11 protein-coding genes are annotated in these 17,415 nt (G+C 42.3%); 3 read left to right on the forward strand and 8 right to left on the reverse strand.

The features are described 5' to 3' along the window. Positions 1-12: 12 nt before the first annotated feature. From RMY31_RS25160 to RMY31_RS25195, 8 genes are all read right to left on the reverse strand, one after another. A complete protein-coding gene (locus RMY31_RS25160) occupies positions 13-1,773 on the reverse strand; it encodes a ShlB/FhaC/HecB family hemolysin secretion/activation protein (protein WP_409878371.1) in 1,761 nt (586 codons plus the stop codon). An 84-nt stretch (positions 1,774-1,857) separates the two neighbouring features. Then, complete coding sequence (locus tag RMY31_RS25165; RefSeq protein WP_409878373.1) at positions 1,858-4,203, reverse strand: CHAT domain-containing protein; 2,346 nt, start codon at positions 4,201-4,203, stop codon at positions 1,858-1,860. Positions 4,204-4,405: 202 nt separating this feature from the next. Then, entirely contained in the window at positions 4,406-7,162 is a 2,757-nt protein-coding gene (locus RMY31_RS25170; protein ID WP_322665046.1) for a hypothetical protein, read from the reverse strand. 357 nt (positions 7,163-7,519) lie between these two features. After that, positions 7,520-9,682, reverse strand: a complete 2,163-nt coding sequence (locus RMY31_RS25175) for a hypothetical protein (protein ID WP_322665044.1) — start codon at positions 9,680-9,682, stop codon at positions 7,520-7,522. A 146-nt stretch (positions 9,683-9,828) separates the two neighbouring features. Continuing rightward, positions 9,829-11,076 carry a DUF4159 domain-containing protein gene (locus tag RMY31_RS25180; RefSeq protein ID WP_322665042.1) on the reverse strand — a complete coding sequence of 416 codons (1,248 nt, stop codon included), beginning with the start codon at positions 11,074-11,076 and terminating at the stop codon, positions 9,829-9,831. Positions 11,077-11,163: 87 nt separating this feature from the next. Next, a complete protein-coding gene (locus RMY31_RS25185) occupies positions 11,164-12,195 on the reverse strand; it encodes a phage tail protein (protein WP_322665040.1) in 1,032 nt (343 codons plus the stop codon). Between the two features lie 6 nt (positions 12,196-12,201). Beyond that, a complete protein-coding gene (locus RMY31_RS25190; RefSeq protein ID WP_322665038.1) occupies positions 12,202-14,394 on the reverse strand; it encodes a putative baseplate assembly protein in 2,193 nt (730 codons plus the stop codon). A gap of 105 nt (positions 14,395-14,499) precedes the next feature. Further along, positions 14,500-14,916, reverse strand: a complete 417-nt coding sequence (locus RMY31_RS25195; protein WP_322665036.1) for a GPW/gp25 family protein — start codon at positions 14,914-14,916, stop codon at positions 14,500-14,502. Between the two features lie 29 nt (positions 14,917-14,945). On the opposite strand from RMY31_RS25195, the gene RMY31_RS25200 reads away from it, so the two are divergent. From RMY31_RS25200 to RMY31_RS25210, 3 genes are all read left to right on the forward strand, one after another. After that, positions 14,946-15,086 (forward strand): hypothetical protein, encoded by a 141-nt coding sequence (locus tag RMY31_RS25200; RefSeq protein WP_322665034.1) that lies wholly within the window; start codon positions 14,946-14,948, stop codon positions 15,084-15,086. Between the two features lie 860 nt (positions 15,087-15,946). Further along, complete coding sequence (rnc, locus tag RMY31_RS25205) at positions 15,947-16,633, forward strand: ribonuclease III (RefSeq protein WP_322665031.1); 687 nt, start codon at positions 15,947-15,949, stop codon at positions 16,631-16,633. 306 nt (positions 16,634-16,939) lie between these two features. Continuing rightward, a complete protein-coding gene (locus RMY31_RS25210; protein ID WP_322665029.1) occupies positions 16,940-17,224 on the forward strand; it encodes a transposase family protein in 285 nt (94 codons plus the stop codon). Positions 17,225-17,415: the final 191 nt, after the last annotated feature.

The following is a 17,415-nucleotide window of genomic DNA, read 5'->3' on the forward strand; positions in this document are numbered from 1 at the left end:
CTACATAAACCCTTAAAAACGATAGCCAACACTGAAGTAAAAGCCATCATCCTGGGCATTTGTACCTCGGTCGTCCAAATCAATTAAAGGCAGTGCGTAATCTAGCCTCAGATTAAGGCGGGGTATTGGCTCGAATAAAACTCCCAATCCTAAACCAGCTAAAAACTTTTGCCTTTGTAAGCTGTTGGGATTATCATTAACATTCCAGATGTATGCTAAATCAAAAAATGGGGCAAATTGTAACGTCGAATTTCCCGCAGAATCGCGTTGGACTGTAAAGCGGTCTTCCAAAGAAAATCGGACTCCGTTATCACCTGCACGGACGTTTTGCCGATAGCCACGCACCGATTGACCGCCACCAACGACAAACTGTTGGGAGGGTAACAAAGCATTCGGTGTCAGTTGTACCTCAGCTTGGGCAATTAATAAATTATTTTCATTCAAGCGTTGCACTCGCTGCACTTGTGCCAACCAACTAAAAAAGCGACCGTCGGGAACGGGGTCAGAGTTGATAGTGGCATCAAATACATCAATCCCTAAACTAAATAGCGATCGCAATGCCCAAGCACCCTGAGTATCCCGACGTACATAATCTTGTCCGAATTTAATGACGCGGGTACGACTGTTACCTTCAACGTCAGGGCCAAAGCCAAAGGGTGTCGGCCCGGCAAAGGTAAAGGTTTGCCCATTCTGAACGGCGAAACCTATAGATAAAGCAAATTCTTCACGCGGCGATCGCATCAGTGGTTGTCGATAATTAATCTCATATAGCTGAGATTCTCCACTAATATCGAAGCTCTTAAACTCTCCTTGAATAACTTCATTATTATTAATCGAGGTTCGCAGTTGTAAAGTACCATTCATCGCATTCAATGGCACTCGATAGCTAAAATCATAAATATTGGAACCTCCCTGCGTAGTTCGATAATAAGATGCAGCAATTTCATCGCCCATACCTGTAAGGTTGCGATAAGCAGCGCTGACACCTAATCTTTCAGAACCGATGCTGGGTGGAGAATAATTATCAATACTTAATATGCCATAAAAGGGGTCAGCCTCAGTGACGCGCACGACGAGAATACTTTGACCAAGATTAGTACCAGGACGCAAGCTAGCTTCGACGTTGGAAAACAGGGGGTCAGTCCGCAGCAATCTTAATTGGTCTTCTAGATTGGCGGTGGCAAGAGGCTTACCTGCACCTAATAAGATGCGCGATCGCACATAATTAGGATTCAAACGTTTTGTACCTTGGATTTCGATTTTTTCCAAGCTGCCTTCAATTACCCGAATTTCCACAACGCCATTCGTAATTTTTTGGTCTACCAAAATAGCCCTTGAGGTGATGTACCCCTGATTTAGGTAAAGTTGCGTGATGGCATTGGCAACGTTGCTCAATTCATCTAAAGTGACAGAACGTCCTTCCACTGGCTTAGTAATAGCATTCAATGTCTCTGCATTAAAAATTGTGCTGCCTGTCACTTGAATTTTCTCTACCCGGATACTCTCAGAAGTTGGTGTTGGTGAGGCTTCTGGGGTAGGAGTCGGCTGTAAGGGTGGCTGTTGTGGTGGTAGCGGTTCTGGGACTGACTCAGGTTGGGGAAAACGGTCTTGGTTGCGATCTCCTTCTGGATTTGGTGCTTGTGCCTGTGCTGTGTAAGTCAAAAGTAAAAAGGCAAAAGTCAAAAGAAGGGTTCCAGATATAAATCTAGGTAATGGCAAAATGATGTGTTTGTTAAGCAAAATTAAATAAATTTGATTTGTGGGATGTTGCATTGGAATGCCAACTATCAAAAATCATACGTAAATATGTTTATTGTTTCTTTCTTTTGTTATTTATCTTTTGACTTTTGCTTTTTTTTAACGTGCTTCACCAATTAAAGTAAATGCAGCCCAATCTTTAGGGTTGGGGAATTGCTTCATTGTCGTCAACATAGCGTTACGTAAGGCTTGTGCTTTATTAGGATTCTGCTTTAACTGACGATAAAACTCGGTAGTAATTGCAGCTGTGGGAATATCAGGTGCTGCCCACTGGGAGACAATAATACTGGGGATACCAGCAGTCATCAATGCTAGAGATAAACCAAGTACACCCTCGCCAGTCTTAGCATTTCCAGTTTCACCTGCACTGAGAAAGACTAATCTAGCGCGTAAACGCTGGCCTTTTGGTTGGGCATACAAATTGAGAATTTCGCTAGCGGTAAGCAGTCCGTCACCATCAGCGCCAGCGAGTGCGATCGCTCCTGGTATCCCTTGTCTTTTCACATCGTCTAATATGCTGTAAGTTGCCAAATGAATTGTCTTAGCTTTTGGTAACAAAGGTAAGATAGTTGCTTTGGTTGCTTGATTGCCAATTAATGCTGTAGTTTTAAATAAATCGGCAATTTCTAAAGCTTCTTGTTCTGTATTTACTAGTGGTGGTAACGGCTGAAGTTTTTCACCAATTACTCGTGCAATTGATGGCATAGTTGGATTGCCCACCACAACAACTTTACTACCACCTGTATTGTTACGTCTGTCTTTAGTTAACTTAAGAATTTGAATTGCTGGTACTGTTGTAATTGTGTGTTTTTCAATCAAGTATTTACCATAAATATCAACTAAAGCAGGGAAGGGAATAAACCATAATTCATCCTGGGGTATAAAAATGACCTGTTCTGTAGGATTTTTGGGTAATAAGTCGGCAATCGGTTTTATCAGTAACTGATTTAGTTGTAATAACGGCTGATAATTATTTTTTTGTGCTGTTCTCTGATTGAGCAAACCCAGAGAAGCAGGAATACTAGCAACAACTTCTGTTATAGAGTTAATGGGAGAGATTATATTTTCTGACTTGAGGTCGATCTGGCGAAATATCACTTTCCCTGTGGGTTGGATTACCCACACATAAAGTCCAGCATCTGGAATAGTTGTATATTTTACTAAAGTAGCTTTTTGGTCTTTAGCAATTGCTTGAATTTCGTTAATTGTTACTGGTGCAATTTGCTTAGGCGCGACTTTTAAACCAGTACCTGCCGATTCAGAAGTTAAACGCATTCCCAACAGCTTTAAAAAAGCCATTGTGCTACCTTGTTCGGCTATTTCTAAAGCTGCTTCTGGTTGATTTTGGGCAATTAGTATTTGTTGCAGCAAGTTATATGTATTAGCTTGTTCGGCAGCATAATCATTTGTATTTCCTAAATTTGAGCGGAGAAATTGCCAAGCTTTAGTGCTATCCGATAAGGTTTGCTCAGCATCATTAAACTTACCAGATTTGAGAAAAACAAAAGCTAAATTATTTAAAGCCATTCCCTGACTAAAAATATCCTTAGCAGCTTTGGCAGATGCTAATTGCTCTTGATATAGTGCCAAAGCTTTGTCATACTGTCCTGCAAAGGAATAAGCACGTCCTAGCTTTTTGATTAAATCTGCTTTGTTAACAGGATTTTGAGATTTTTCTGTAAGTGCTAGCTGTTGTTGATAAAAAGCGATCGCCTGCTCTAAATCTCCTTGATTTTCATAAGTTTCAGCTAACAGTTTTAAAGTCAGATTTGTTAAAGATTTATCGCCTGACTGTTGTGCTAGTTCTAACTCTTGTTGATAAAGAGCGATCGCGTGAGGATATTGCTTTAATTGTCGATAAGCCGCAGCCAGATTTTGTAGAGAATAAACCTGTAAATTACGATTATTATTTTCTTTAGCAATTGCTAACTGTTGCGAGTGAAAATAAATCGCCTGTGCGTATTCGCCTTGTGTCTCATGCATCAAACCAACATTACTTAAAAATGCCGCTTCTCTATCGGGATTACCAATTTTCCGTCTGAGTGCTGTCGCTCTTTCTTGTAATTCTTTGCCTAACTTTTCATCACCAATATTAAAGTAAGTATTGCTGAGACGTTCTAAAATTTGAACTATACTTGGTTGATTGCCGACATCCTGCATCAGTCTTAAACTTTGATTATACAAAAAAATAGCCTTTTGGTATTTACCAAGAGTGAAATTCATTTCGCCTAATCGCCATAAAGCATTGGCTTCCCCCGTGCGATCGCCTATTTCTTGATAAAGTTTCATCGACTCTTGTAAAGATGCTACAGCGGCTGCAAATTGTCCGGTAGTTAATTGTCTATTCCCCAATCTTAAAAGTAAATCAGCACGATACTGAAGGGCTGGTATTTGATTTGATGTTGGTACAGCTAGAGATGGTAAAAGTAAAATATTGAAAGGCAAAAGAAAGAAAAAAAATAACGATAATATTAGGTTATACCTGTTAAATATCAACGATGTTAAAATACTAATTTCTAAAGTTTTAGGTCTTTTGTTAGACATAAATAAAGTTATAAAAAAACATTATTAATATTACTTTTTTGGTAATAAAACTTGCTTTTTAACTACAAATACACTAAGTGTTAATTACGAATTCCGAATTATTTTAATCAAATCCTGGAGGTAGTTCTAAAGGTGAGAGTTTTCCTGGTTGGGAAGGTGCAGGTGAACCAGGACTGGGGGAAGATGGCGGGGAGGCTGTTGGTGTAGAAGATGTTGAACCAGCACTACCAGGAGTTTGTGCGGGTTGTCCGACTGAAGGCGTAGGAATCACAGGTATTTCAGGTTTACCTCCTTCTAGTTGTGGTAGCTTATTTGTCGGACTTGATGCTGGAGTAGGCGGGAGAAAAGTTTCAATAGTCACCGCACGACTGATTTTTTCGCCAGCAGCGCTAGTTACTTGCAATGTAATTGTTTCGCTACTAGGTTGTTGACTGATTGGGTAAGGTATAGCGCCAGTACGAGTAACAGTTCCGGGTGCAGGAAGTAACTCAACTTTAATATTGCTGCTGCCTTCTACTTTCCAAGATAAGTTGAGAAATTTGCTTGATTTAGCTTGATTAATAGGAATTGAATATTTGGGTAGGGGAGTACCATTATTGATTTTGAATTCTACAATTTTACTGGGCAAAGGTTGAACTTTAATTACATCTGTTTTTTGAGATGCACTTGGTTTGTCAATATCAGTTTTAGATAATAATTGTAGTTCAAAAATATAATCTCCTGCACCCCGAGTATTTGTAGGGACATTTCGACAATTTAATTGATTTTGTTGTTGTTTACAAAAAGCCTTAAGTTCGTTAGGAACATCTTGACTGAAATTATATATTTCTAGTGGACTATTGACTAAATTTTCAGGCGATCGCCCAATCAATCGCAGTTTTTTAATTGTATCTAAATTATTGATTTTCCAATTTAAGCGAATTGTATCTGGGCTAATTTTATTATTCTGTAAATTGATGGGAACTTCTTGATAAAAGGGTTTGGCAGAGGAAAACTCTAAAATTGTGGGTGGAGGCACAGGAACAATTTTGATTATATTTGTCTTCAAAATACCAGCCGCTACCTCTAGATTCTTTTTGGAAAACGCTTGCAGTTCAAAAATGTAATCGCCAGGTTTGCGCGCATCTGTCGGCACATTTGAGCAAGTTAACATTGCCCCCATCTGACAATATTGCTGGAGTTCCTTGGGCACTCCGTCGTTGAAGTTATAAACAATTGGTTGCACCGCAGCAGTGCCATCGGCAAACAAACCACTTAAAGATAAGTTTTGCAGTGCCTTGGGGTTGCGGATTTGCCAACTCAGGCGAATAAAGTCACTGTTGGCTTGTTGATATAAAGCGTCTGGAGAGTTAAATTGCAGGATTTTTGGCTGTGCAGGAGGTCGCAATAGCCACCATATCAAAAATGCGATCGCACCCACAGTTCCTAAAACAGTTAGCAACACTAGTAAAAACTGCCACCAAGGACGAGGTTCCCAAATTAAAGTCCCTGGTAAGGAAGCATAAGGCAGAGGTAATTGCTGCTGGTCTTCGATTTCAATGCGGAAGTTGAGTAATCGTCCCGCCCCAAATATTGGACGATGCCACCATTTGACTGGTGTTACTGTTATCTGTGTACTAACTTTCTCTCCAGGCAATACACGCAGCAGTGCTGGCGAAACTGTATATGTACACAACTTATCTTCCTCAGCAGGAATCACCCGACAAAAGATTTCTCGCATGGTGTTTCCGGCATTGGTCAACTTGACCTCAAACACCCCATGTTTACGCCTCACCCTACCTATCACAATTAGTAGTTCTGCATTCAGTAGATAAGATGGCAAAATCTCAAAATACACCACATCCAACAGTACCAAGTCTGGATTGTTGGCAGAGTACAGGCGGATGGTGGGATAGTATAGACCAGCAGTAATACCCAGAGGCAGATTGAATTGTAGTAAAATTTCTTCTTGTTCGCCAGGATTAAGATTCAACCCCATATTGGGTATTACTAATCCCGCCGTCTCCAACCCTTCTGGGTAGCGGACGCTAAACCAGCTTTCCTCAAAATCCGTGCAACTCAAGCGAAAACGGTCTACTCGGTCAGAACGATTGTGGACATTGACATTGACTTGGAGAATGCCTCCTGGGGGAATTAAAGCAGGCGATCGCGAACTTGTTGGTGGTAAAAGTGTAAACGTGGGGTCACTCACTCTGACAACAGTTTCAATCGCAGGTAAAACCTGAATTCGCGCCCCATGACGAATCGGCGTATCCTCTGGGTAATGTAGGGGTGCGTCAATGACTATCGAGTAATTGTAAGTACTGGGAATTGCCGTTAAAGGGACTTGAAACTCAAATAAAACCTCACTAATTGAATTGGAACCCAATGCCAACCGCTGGCGGGGTGCAACGCACCATTGAATTATCTGGTGGGATAATTCGTCGATAAAAACATCGATTAACGCACTCTCTGCACCTTTATTAGTAACCGTCACGTAAATCTCAAACTGAGAACCTGCCTGCACCGCGTAATCGCCCGAAGGATTGAAAATTACAGCTAAGGGATTACCAGGTGCCAGACTTTGTTGGATTTTTTGCTGCTGAATGCCACGTTTAGCCGCGAGATTCACCCGATATTGAACTTCACCAGAAGTTAAGATTTCCTGGACGAAACCTTGTTCAACCAACTCATCCAATAAAGCCAGAGTTGCTTGTTGATTCAAGTCTATGTGAAATGCTGCTTCGGCTAAAGTTACACCATCAGACGTAGACTTCATCAGCCACTGCACAATTTTGCGCTGTTGAGACGGCAGTGTCAGTACCTCTGCCATCGTCAAACCTGCTCTTGAACCTGTGATTCTCGCATTTGTGGCAGTCATACTTATCACCCCATAAAAAAGTTAAAAGTTAAAATGTAAGTAGGTCGGTGTTAAAAATTGGTGTTATGACAAGGCAGGAGGCAGAGGGCAGAAGGCAGAAGGGAAGAGGTTTTTAGACAACTTTACTTTTCGTTACATACTTCGGTTTTTTTGCGCCTTTCTACTTAAAACAGATTTTAAATACTTTTTAAAATTCTCTTTTCTTTCTTCTGTTGGTGTTCTTGGCGCGCTTGGTGAGTCCAGCCCTCATCGTGACGGAAACCGCCAAGATGAGAGATTGGCGTTAGCGAGCCTGCGTTCGCGCAGCGTCTCGTAGAGAGCGTCACCCGAAGGGCGGTTAGTAATTCTTTTAAGAATTTATTTTTTACACGGCGAATTTTTATCAAATTTTATAATATTTAACATAACTTCTGTATTATCATTACCGCTAATTATTAAAATCCGATCTTTAACTACTTTGACATCAACACTATTAAATCTGTGAGAATCAGAACGTACTTGTATGCCATTAGGAAAAGCTCGCCTACCTTCTTTTGTCAATGACCATAGCATCACCCGATTATCATCTCCCCCGCTAGCCAAATAGCAACCATTATCACTAATAGCAACCGAGCGCACTGCCTTACCACCATGACCGTCAGACCACCTATCAAGAACTTGACATTTATTATTTTTACTATTCAGGCATGTTTGCATATTCCACAAAGTAATCTGTCCCTTATTATCGGATGTCGCTAGCAGATTCGGTCTGTATTCAGAACTATCCAAACTGACAATATAATCATTTTGACTTCCTGGAGGATTGTATGGTACTTTCCACAGTTTATTTTGGATTAAATTCCAGACCTCTAAATTGTTATACCTTCCACCAATCGCTAAGTTTTGCCTGTCTTGTCCAACTAACGCTAGACCATAAACAGAAAACTTAACATCTTGGCTCTTTATAGGTTTAGTAATACTTGGGGTATTCTCTAATAAAGCATTATTGGCATCCCACTGCAAAACGGAACCACTGCCATGACCGCTAAATAAAAAACGTGAATCTGGGCTAAATTCTAGAGCTAAAACGCGGTCTGTTTTATTTAAAGTGAAAGTGGTTATAGACTTTTTAGTACCACTAAGTACACTCCAAATTTGGATTTCTCCATTTTCTAAGCCTGCTGCCACTACATCATTATCTACAGGTTTATAGCGGACAACACGTACTGCTTTTCCTATATTTTTGGCTATTTTGCCATGTTGTTGATTGATGAATAGGTTGGTAAAGCCTGCAATATTCCACCTGATTATACTTTGGTCTTGAGAGCCACTTATAGCGCGATCGCCCACACCATTAAATTGCACAGAAGTGACAGAACGGTGGTGTCCAAACAATGGATTGGCAGGGTTAAGCCATGACACCGCCCAAACTATGTATAGCAACAAAAATCCTAATAGCAACTGTAGCCAAGGATGAAGAACAGGATGAATAGTTAGTTGCAGAAATTGGTTTTCGTTATTAATATTGACTCGCTTATCCGACGCAATAGCTTTAACTATAAATGAAAATTTTTTGGCTAGACCAAACCACCACCGCCGCTTACTTACCAATAGTTGCAAATGCTTCGTCTCACCTGGATTTATATCAATTGCTTCAGGCTGAAATTCCAGGAAACATTTCGCCTGTTCTTCTTCACCTTTTTTGATCTGAATGTGTACCTGCTGGCTTAAATTGCTAGCATTCTTACACTCAAGTAAATAAGTCGTAGAATTAATCCGCCACTGCGGTAGCCAGGAGCGAGATGGGGGTATCCGCTGCTTTTCTGGAATGCACTGGAAATCAATAAATCCCCCTGGTATAACTTTAATCACCCCTTCTGAACTACGAAATGGCAGACCATTTAGGTGGGTAGCTTCAATGGTGAAAGAATATGCTTGAGTGGGGACTTCTTCAGGAACTGGCAGTTGGCACAAAAAAGATGTTTCTACCTTAGCACCCGGAGCAACTTGCAAAAGTTTTTCAACACCATCTAGTAGCCACTGTGGGTTTAATCCGCAAAACCTAAGTGAAACAGTCGTAGGGATTTGACTGGGATTGACTACGCGGACTGGGATTTCAATTAGTGTCTGTGGTTGAGCCGAAAATTCTCGCACAGGTAACTCAACCAGCATGGGTACAGAACTAGTCCCTACCTCCACTACCAAACGCAGTAATTGTCTGTCCTCATCCCGCAGTTCCAGTGAGAAGATGCGGACAATTAGGTTCATTTTGCCGACAAAACCTGCAACAGGTGTATCGGTAATGGTCACATAAAACTTTGTAGTGTCTCCAGGTGGATTTTTTGCACTGACGGCAGGCGAGATATTGTACCAATTAGAACCTAGACTCGAACTGCCACCTGCGGCAATAATTTCTAATTGAAAAGAAGCAAATTGATTGCTTTCATTAACAACAGTCACTTCAAAAGAGACAGGCGAACCACCTGGTTTAAAGTGAAGTACTTGTGTAGAGATTTTAGTATTAACGAGGTTGACTGCCATAAGTGAGTGCTGAGTTATGAGTAGTAGAGACGCGACGCCAGTCGCTACAACGGGGGGAACCCCCGCAACGCGCTGGCTCATTAATCGCGTCTGTTGTCATTGGTTATTCTCCGCGTCCCCCTGTCTCTGTGTCCTCTTCATCTACCCTATTGTTCTAGTTTGTTAAAGACACTTTTCAAGACATCGGGCTTGGTTGGTGTGGGTAGAATAGTCTGTCGCTGTAATTGGGTCATTTGCCTTCTAGCCCAAGCAAAATGCAGGATGTTAATTCCTAAATCCTGTGCATTACGAATTGTCTCTCGCGGTAGGGAAAGCTTATCATCCAATCCCCAAGAAGCCGATAAATCACCAATAACTAAGACAATGCCGCCCGCGATTAACATTTGAATAGGCTTTTGATTGAATGTAGGTAAGGCAGCAAATAAAAATGGTTGTGTCCGCATTGGGTGATTGCGGTCTAGTCGTCGTAAATCTTCTAAGGGAGTGCCTAATTTATCGGTGAGATCCATAATGCTTTCTAGACGGTTGACAGCATCGGTGGGCGATTCTACTAGCAAAACTCCGCCAGCGTCTAAATAGCTTTTGAGGTCAGTTAATTCTTGTATGCTGAGACTCAATGGTTGACGACCTGTGATGAATAACAAATCGTAGTTAATCGCTGTAGTCACATCTTGTAGTGGAAACACCAGTCGATCGATTCGCTCAGTTCCCTGCAAAGTGTAGGTGAGATTGGCGGCAGATTTAATTAGATAGGAGAGATTAGCAAAACTATTTGGATCTTCCAATTGGGATGTTTCCAGGTGGGCAACGCGCACAATGTTACTGGGACGCGATCGCGCTATTCTTCTATAACGAAAGTCTAAACTGTTCAAACCCGGAAAAAATACATCTTGGGGATTTTGCAAGGTTACTAATCCCGGTTGCAACAAAATCCGGCACAATTCCACCTCCATTGCATCTGGTGGAGTTGTTTTTTCATTAATACGAAAACTTTCTGGCTCAAACTCTTGTACTTGTTTGCGTTGTAAGTTCTCCGGGTCTACATAACTCACCACTATGTAGATGAGGCGGGGTTTTTCTTCGGTAATATCAGCTGCTAGGTGAAAGTCTATCGCTTGGGAAACCACAATCGGGTTGCCAACTAAATCAATTGCTATCCCTGGTTGGATCTGCAACCACCGCCCATCATTGTATTGCGAAGGCACATCAGGCGGTGTAGGAATCAAACTCACACCCAGACCATAAACAATTCCTGGTTGGTTGAGCGACTGATAATGAATATTTTGACGCTGACGGTGGTAATCGTGCGATCGCTTCCAACGTTCAGCATTAATCATTAAACCATCTTCAATTTGCAATCGCTCTAAAGGCTGAATTTGTGGTGGGGGGTACATAGGCGATAACTCAATTAAAAATTAAAAATGAAGAATCCATACTTCTACTAACAACTCCTATAGAGACGCGATTAATCGCGTCTCTACTCAGCACTCAATATAAAGGTCATAGGTGCAGAAAGCTGGTTTTTCTTGGTCGATGATGTGGCGCACCAATTGTTCATCTACTTGGTCTGGGCGCTCTGGACGCAGGCGAACGATAAAATGATACGGACGGCCGCCGCCAATCATAGCATCCTCTCCTAAACGTGTTTTACTCAAAACAAAACCTTGACCGTGGATTTCTTCTATACAAATGTGCTTATCAGTTTCTGTGATTATATGGTCATCTAAAGGCAAGTCTGTATAAAGATGTATGTATAAACGTAAACCTCGCCGTGTCCCGCGCCAGCGATAAAGCTCGATCGCAGAGCGAATCAGAAAACGTTGCCGCTCTAAAGTCCAACGCCGATCTATTGGCCAAGCTACCCAGTGGGCAAGGAAAGGCAGCAGCGCTTGGGGTGCTGTCATCGGGTCGAGGTAAGCCCAAAGCAAATCCAATGTCTGGACTGCGGGTTCAAAAGCTTGCTCAAAAATCTTTAAGAAGCGGCCAATAAAGTCTACTTCCCGATACAGCCCAGGTACAAAATTTAGGTATAAACTGCGGGGACGAACATACAAGTTTACGCCTGCGGTTTCGACTAGTTGTCTACCAGTATCCTCCTCTGTGTAATAAACATAAATTAGGCTGTGATAATCCAGCACTAAGGATTGCCCTAATTCCAAAGCTGCTTGACTTTCAAAAAAATCTGCTGGTACTTGGAAGTACAACACTGCATCCATTCGCGATCGCGGCGCAAGATCGTAGCCTTCCATCCCAATGCGACACCACTGTGAGGGAAAGTTCCCCTCAACTCGCACGTTTAATCGGAGGTTACGACTACCGATATTTTCTAGCTGCAACACTATTTCACTCGGTTCTTGGGGATGAACTAGGACATCACAACCCGCGCGAGGTGAATGCTGAGTGCTGAGTGCAGATTGCCGAAAATCAGCTGCACCTTTACCAACCGTCAATGGTTGCATCGCGTCGGACAATTGCATTGCTGTAAGTTGCAGGTGCAGGATTTGACTGGGCATAAAAAGTTATTGAATCAAATTAACAACATGACCGGAACGCAAGCGAGTGTTTTGCCAAGAACAAATTAAACCGAGAGGGCCTGGATCGATAACTGGATTTTGGGGTAGCGATCGCACCCAAGTTTGTTCGGTATACCGCAGTTCAAATAGCTGTACTACCCCCAAGTACCGCACAGCAGGAAATTGCTGGAATAAATTGACAATATCTGAAGGATATACAGGGCGACCGAAGGGCCAGCCTCTGCCATCTTGTCCGCCTGTGATGGGGTTAAGAAAGCGGTAAAGAGCAATTCGCAATTTCCCCAGAATTTCTGGTTGGGCGAGGGGATTGTTGTACTCCGGCTCTAGTGCTACTTCTGTTTGCACTGCTACGCCCACATATTCGGGTGCTTGCAGTCTGACTTGCACGCCCAATAAGCGCCGTTCGTCTAAATAAGCAACAATTTGGTCGCGGAGTTGGGGGCAGAGGCTTAATAGTTCTGGATCGATGCCTTCACCGCGAGTAATAGCATCTGTATTGGCAGCAGGTACAACTAGTAAGCGAATTGTCCCAGCTTCTTTACTAGAAGTGGGTGGTAAGCAGCGGACGCGGGTAACAGCCCCCATGCCAGCTTGTAGAGTCAGTACTTCAAAATCTTCTGGAGTCACAGCGCGATCGCGGGTGCGTAGCATTGTCGGCACTCTCATCACCGCGTCTTCCAATGATTCGGCATCCGAACCGTTACGGGCTGGTGTATGGTTAACTAATCGAGCGACATAAGGAACAGCCGTTTTGGCAACGATAATTGTCCCCCGTTGGACATTACCTTTGCGTCCTCCACCCGTGCGGTAAGCGACCATCCGCAGTACTGAGCCTCGCGGCGGTACAGCACCATATTGACGCTCTAACTCATTGGTAAGTGTTGGATTTTGCAACGTGCTGAGTGGTATTCCTGTCTGTGCGAATGCTCGCACTTGAGTTTGTTGCTGGAGTTGGGCGGGTTCGCGAATTACTGGGCCAAACTGCACCGTACCCGTGCGGGAATCAATGGTGTAGTGCAAATCTTGGGGGCCAGAATTGGCAAAATCGCTGACCTCCTGCCATCTTTGAGGAATTCCTCCAGGAGGTGAAATCAGCAAATATTCATCTTCCCGACGGTTCAAGACAGGAACACCTTGCAATTGAAAAGTCTGACCGGGCGTACCGTCGCTTTCCCCGACAATTTCATTGCGAATGAGTTCGCTTTGACTAGCGCCCACAGTCCCACCAATCGACCTAGCAGCTAAACCAATAATTCTAGGAGAACTGCTGTATCCTGGTTGATTGGCTTGGGGAGCGGTATAAATGCAGCGCAACCAACGTCCTTGGTAGGCGGTAAAGGTAGTTACGGGCCAAGATTGGGGCAAATGCAGCACCACATCAGCACCTTGCAGGGGATTAACACCTTGTCTAGCCAATTCGCTAAAACTGAAACCCTTGGTGCTATCGTCAGATTCTCGAAGCAGAACTGACTCCCATTGCAAACCATTCCAAGCTTCCCAGCGCCTCGGTGGAATATCGGGATTAATACCTGTAGCTGTGGCGGCTTCCCCTTTAAATTGCAGTGCTAACACATTACCTTCGCACTGGCACTCACCATCGATAACTAGATAAAAGCAGTTTCCTGGTTGGGGTTGCTCGTCAAAACATGCCAGTTCCCGACCGTACCACTCACCATCAGAGCGCATAGTCCACAAATTAGTGAAGCGATCGCGTAAGATTTCTGGTGTTGTGTCTGTGGTTTGAGAAGAGAGAAAATGGCGAATCCGTGGTTTATCAATTATTAAAGGGCGATCTGTTGTAAAAGCGATCGCTTCCTCTGTTTCAGTTCGTAACGTTGCTACCTCCACCCCCGGAGGAATTGTGTAGAGATCGGGTAAAGCAGCACTGAGATAAAAAGTAATATCTGCTAATGCAGGAGCAGGTGCTTGCAACCGCACTCCCAGCAACTCCAAAAAAGTAATGTAATTGCGCTGCGGCACTTGGTTGAACCGCAGCAGCATTTGGTCAGTTAACCAAGCAAATAGCTCAATCAGCGTGATGCCCGGATCGCTGGGATTATAATTCGTCCATTCTGGACAGTAGCGAGGAATCCGCAGAATACACTCATCTACTAAATCTTTAAAAGTGCGATCGTCTAAATTAGATTTTGGTAATTTTGGTAAAAAATCAAATTCCACAGTTTTATTAAAGTGCTGAGTTAGGAGTAGAGACGCGATTAATCGCGTCTGTACAAGAGTTAGTTATCAGAAGCCAGAAGAATGGATTCTTCATTTTTAATTGATTTATCCTCCCTGACTTTCTACACCGTTGAGGTAGAAGGGAAAGACTAAACTCCGGGAATCATGAGAGTCCTTAGGATGGTACTCGATGATAATATCTACCCGACCTCGCAAAGGATCGGGGTCGGTACGCACTGCATCTAAGACGATGCGTGGTTCCCACATTTCTAAAGCTTCTTGGACGTGTAGTCGTAAAAGCAGTAGAGTTTGAGTATTCATCGGTGCAAAAGTCAACGCAGACAACCGCGAACCAAAATTAGGTCGATACACCCGCTCACCCAAATCGGTACGCAGAATCAAGAGCATCGACTCTTCAATATTCCGTTCTGTTGTACTGAGTTGCAGACCTCCTTGGACGTTTACGCTTAGCGGAAAAGACCAGCCTGTACCCAGGTGTTGATTTTGATTGAGTTCTGGCATGGTAGGTAAATTTTGCCGAGCAATATATAGTGACAAGCATCGGCTTGTCTACGCTACTCTACGCCCGCGTGCAAATTAACACTATTCGCCAAAAGTCGAGTTCAGCGATCGCTACTGCAATACTCCGGATAAAATTACAGAAGGTGTTGCGCTCGATTTTAGCCAATTAGTTAGTCAAGATAAACTGGTATTGCACTGAGATGGTCGATGTGAAGTCGTGCGTCAACACAGTAAATCATGTTACTGACAAGATGTTTGAGGATTAAAGATTGAGTCATAAAAATTACAAGGCTTAAACTTAAAGATTGAATCAATCAACACCTAGTGAGTAAATGGCTAAAGTATATCCTCAGAATTTGATCTCAGAGTAATGGGAATTTATTGCAGATTGAATTGCCCAGATATCTGCATTTATAGATTAATACCATTTCTCTATGAAGTTGCGCTAAATTGTCAAAAAAGGTGTATTTGATAAAAATGTAATGGGTTGGAAATTGCTCTTTAAGATTAAAGAGAGTCGAGAAGAATTAGAAAAGGCTGTTAAATATGTCGCAGAGGCTAGTAAGTAGATTGGCGCAAATAAATATAATATGTTCTGTCATTGCGAGGAACGAAGCAATCCCAGTCTTTGCGATTGCTTCGTTCCTCCTCTCTACGAGACGCTACGCGAACGCAATGACATCTTACATTTAATTATGTCTACCTGACTTGAAAAAGGCAGAGGGCAGATGGCAGAAGGCAGAAGGAAAGAAAGTTTTTTCATCTGTCCTAGTGTATGTAGTTCATGACGGTTACTTAACAAAGAGCGAATACAAATTCTCTACTGGCTAAAAACTGGTCAAGTCACAAGCAGGCGATCGCTTGCACAATTGTTAGGGTGCGATCGGGCTTTACCTGTATGGCATAGTCGAGTCTCGGGCTGGGTACAGTTTTTTTACAGCACCGCTATTTGCAGTTTTTTCATATTTGAATATCGTAACAATAGTACACTTTCCAACTGTCAATTTACGCAACAATAAAAAACATAAAAATGCACAAAATCCTAACATTCCGTGATGAAAAACTTTTACGCCGTGCGCTTACCCACCGTTCTTATGTCCATGAAAATCCAAGCGAAGGCGAACACAATGAACGCTTAGAGTTTCTTGGTGATGCTTTGCTGAATTTCTTAAGTGGTGAGTATCTCTATCGTTGTCACCCAGAAATGGGAGAAGATGAATTAACACGGCGGCGTTCGGCACTGGTAGATGAGAAGCAATTAGCAAAGTTTGCCGAGGAGGTAGGTTTAGACTCTAGAATACGACTGGGAAAAGGTGCTATTCGAGACGGAGGCTACCAAAATCCCAATTTGCTTAGCAGTACCTTTGAAGCAGTCCTTGGTGCTTACTATCTGGATCGAGATTCAGATATTGATGCAGTTCGCACTATTATAGAACCGCTATTTGATTCTGTAGATCCTAAGCATATAGTTATGGCTCGTTCCAATGTAGACTCAAAAAATCGCTTTCAGGAATGGGTACAACGTAACCTTACTCCAACTCCTCCCAAATATGTCACAGTCCAAACAGGCGGTTTGTCTCATGCGCCAGAGTTCTTAGCCAAAGTTTTGGTAGGTGAAAAAAATTACGGTGAAGGTAAAGGACGCAACAAAAAAGATGCAGAAAAAGCCGCAGCTGAAGATGCGCTAGCTAAGTTGAAAATACAAGGGTTGTTATAGAGTAGTCAGTAGCTAATGACAACTAACAACTGACGGTCTGAAGGCGAAAACATTAGACTTGTCTGAAATATTAACTTAGGAAAAGAAAAAGATTATATCCAAAAGTATCCACACCGAACAAAACAAATTTTAGGAATTAGTTATGAACAATTACAATCGCTGTTAAATTGTGCCATAAATCGGCATCAGGAAATTAAAACAAAACAGTCAAGTAAAAAAATTAGAATCAATGAGGCTGGTGGAGGTCGCCCAGAAAAATTACTCATCCAAGAGTAAGTATGCTTATGCTTGTTTTATTTAAGACAAATGCCGACATTTCAAGTATTAGGAATGCTGTTTGGCGTTTCTAAGACAGAAGCTAACGACACTTTTCATTATTGGATACCAATCTTGCGAGATATTTTACCCTCTAGTTTATTAGAACAAGTGTCAAATAATGAAAGTGATTTACTATTCGTTCAAGAAGTATTAACGAATTTTAGTCTACTAGTAGATAGTCTGGAACAACCTATATACATGCATTCTGACCAAAAAGAGCAACAAAAATATTTTTCTGGCAAGAAGAGACAACATACTTTAAAAATCAAATGATTGGTCTGCCAGAAGGTAAAGATATTGTTGATGTAGAAGTAGGTACGCCTGCAATACGGTTCGGTTAAGCTCAAAACCAGGTAGACTGAGGGTTGTCACCCAAGTGTACTAATGTTGAATGCAACTCAAAGAATTCTTACTAATTTCACCAGTAATTGAATCAGGTACAGTACTCAAAGCTTTAGAAACAG

It is taken from the genome of Dendronalium sp. ChiSLP03b, from assembly GCF_034531165.2.
Taxonomy (GTDB): Bacteria; Cyanobacteriota; Cyanobacteriia; order Cyanobacteriales; family Nostocaceae; genus Dendronalium; species Dendronalium minutum.

Bases quoted from the DNA above. Each gene is read 5' to 3' on its own strand.
- RMY31_RS25175 (WP_322665044.1), bottom strand. From the start codon at position 9,682: ATGGCAGTCAACCTCGTTAATACTAAAATCTCTACACAAGTACTTCAC.
- RMY31_RS25210 (WP_322665029.1), top strand. From the start codon at position 16,940: ATGCCGACATTTCAAGTATTAGGAATGCTGTTTGGCGTTTCTAAGACA.
- RMY31_RS25185 (WP_322665040.1), bottom strand. From the start codon at position 12,195: ATGCCCAGTCAAATCCTGCACCTGCAACTTACAGCAATGCAATTGTCC.
- RMY31_RS25170 (WP_322665046.1), bottom strand. From the start codon at position 7,162: ATGACTGCCACAAATGCGAGAATCACAGGTTCAAGAGCAGGTTTGACG.
- RMY31_RS25180 (WP_322665042.1), bottom strand. From the start codon at position 11,076: ATGTACCCCCCACCACAAATTCAGCCTTTAGAGCGATTGCAAATTGAA.
- RMY31_RS25195 (WP_322665036.1), bottom strand. From the start codon at position 14,916: ATGCCAGAACTCAATCAAAATCAACACCTGGGTACAGGCTGGTCTTTT.
- rnc (WP_322665031.1), top strand. From the start codon at position 15,947: ATGCACAAAATCCTAACATTCCGTGATGAAAAACTTTTACGCCGTGCG.
- RMY31_RS25160 (WP_409878371.1), bottom strand. From the start codon at position 1,773: ATGCAACATCCCACAAATCAAATTTATTTAATTTTGCTTAACAAACAC.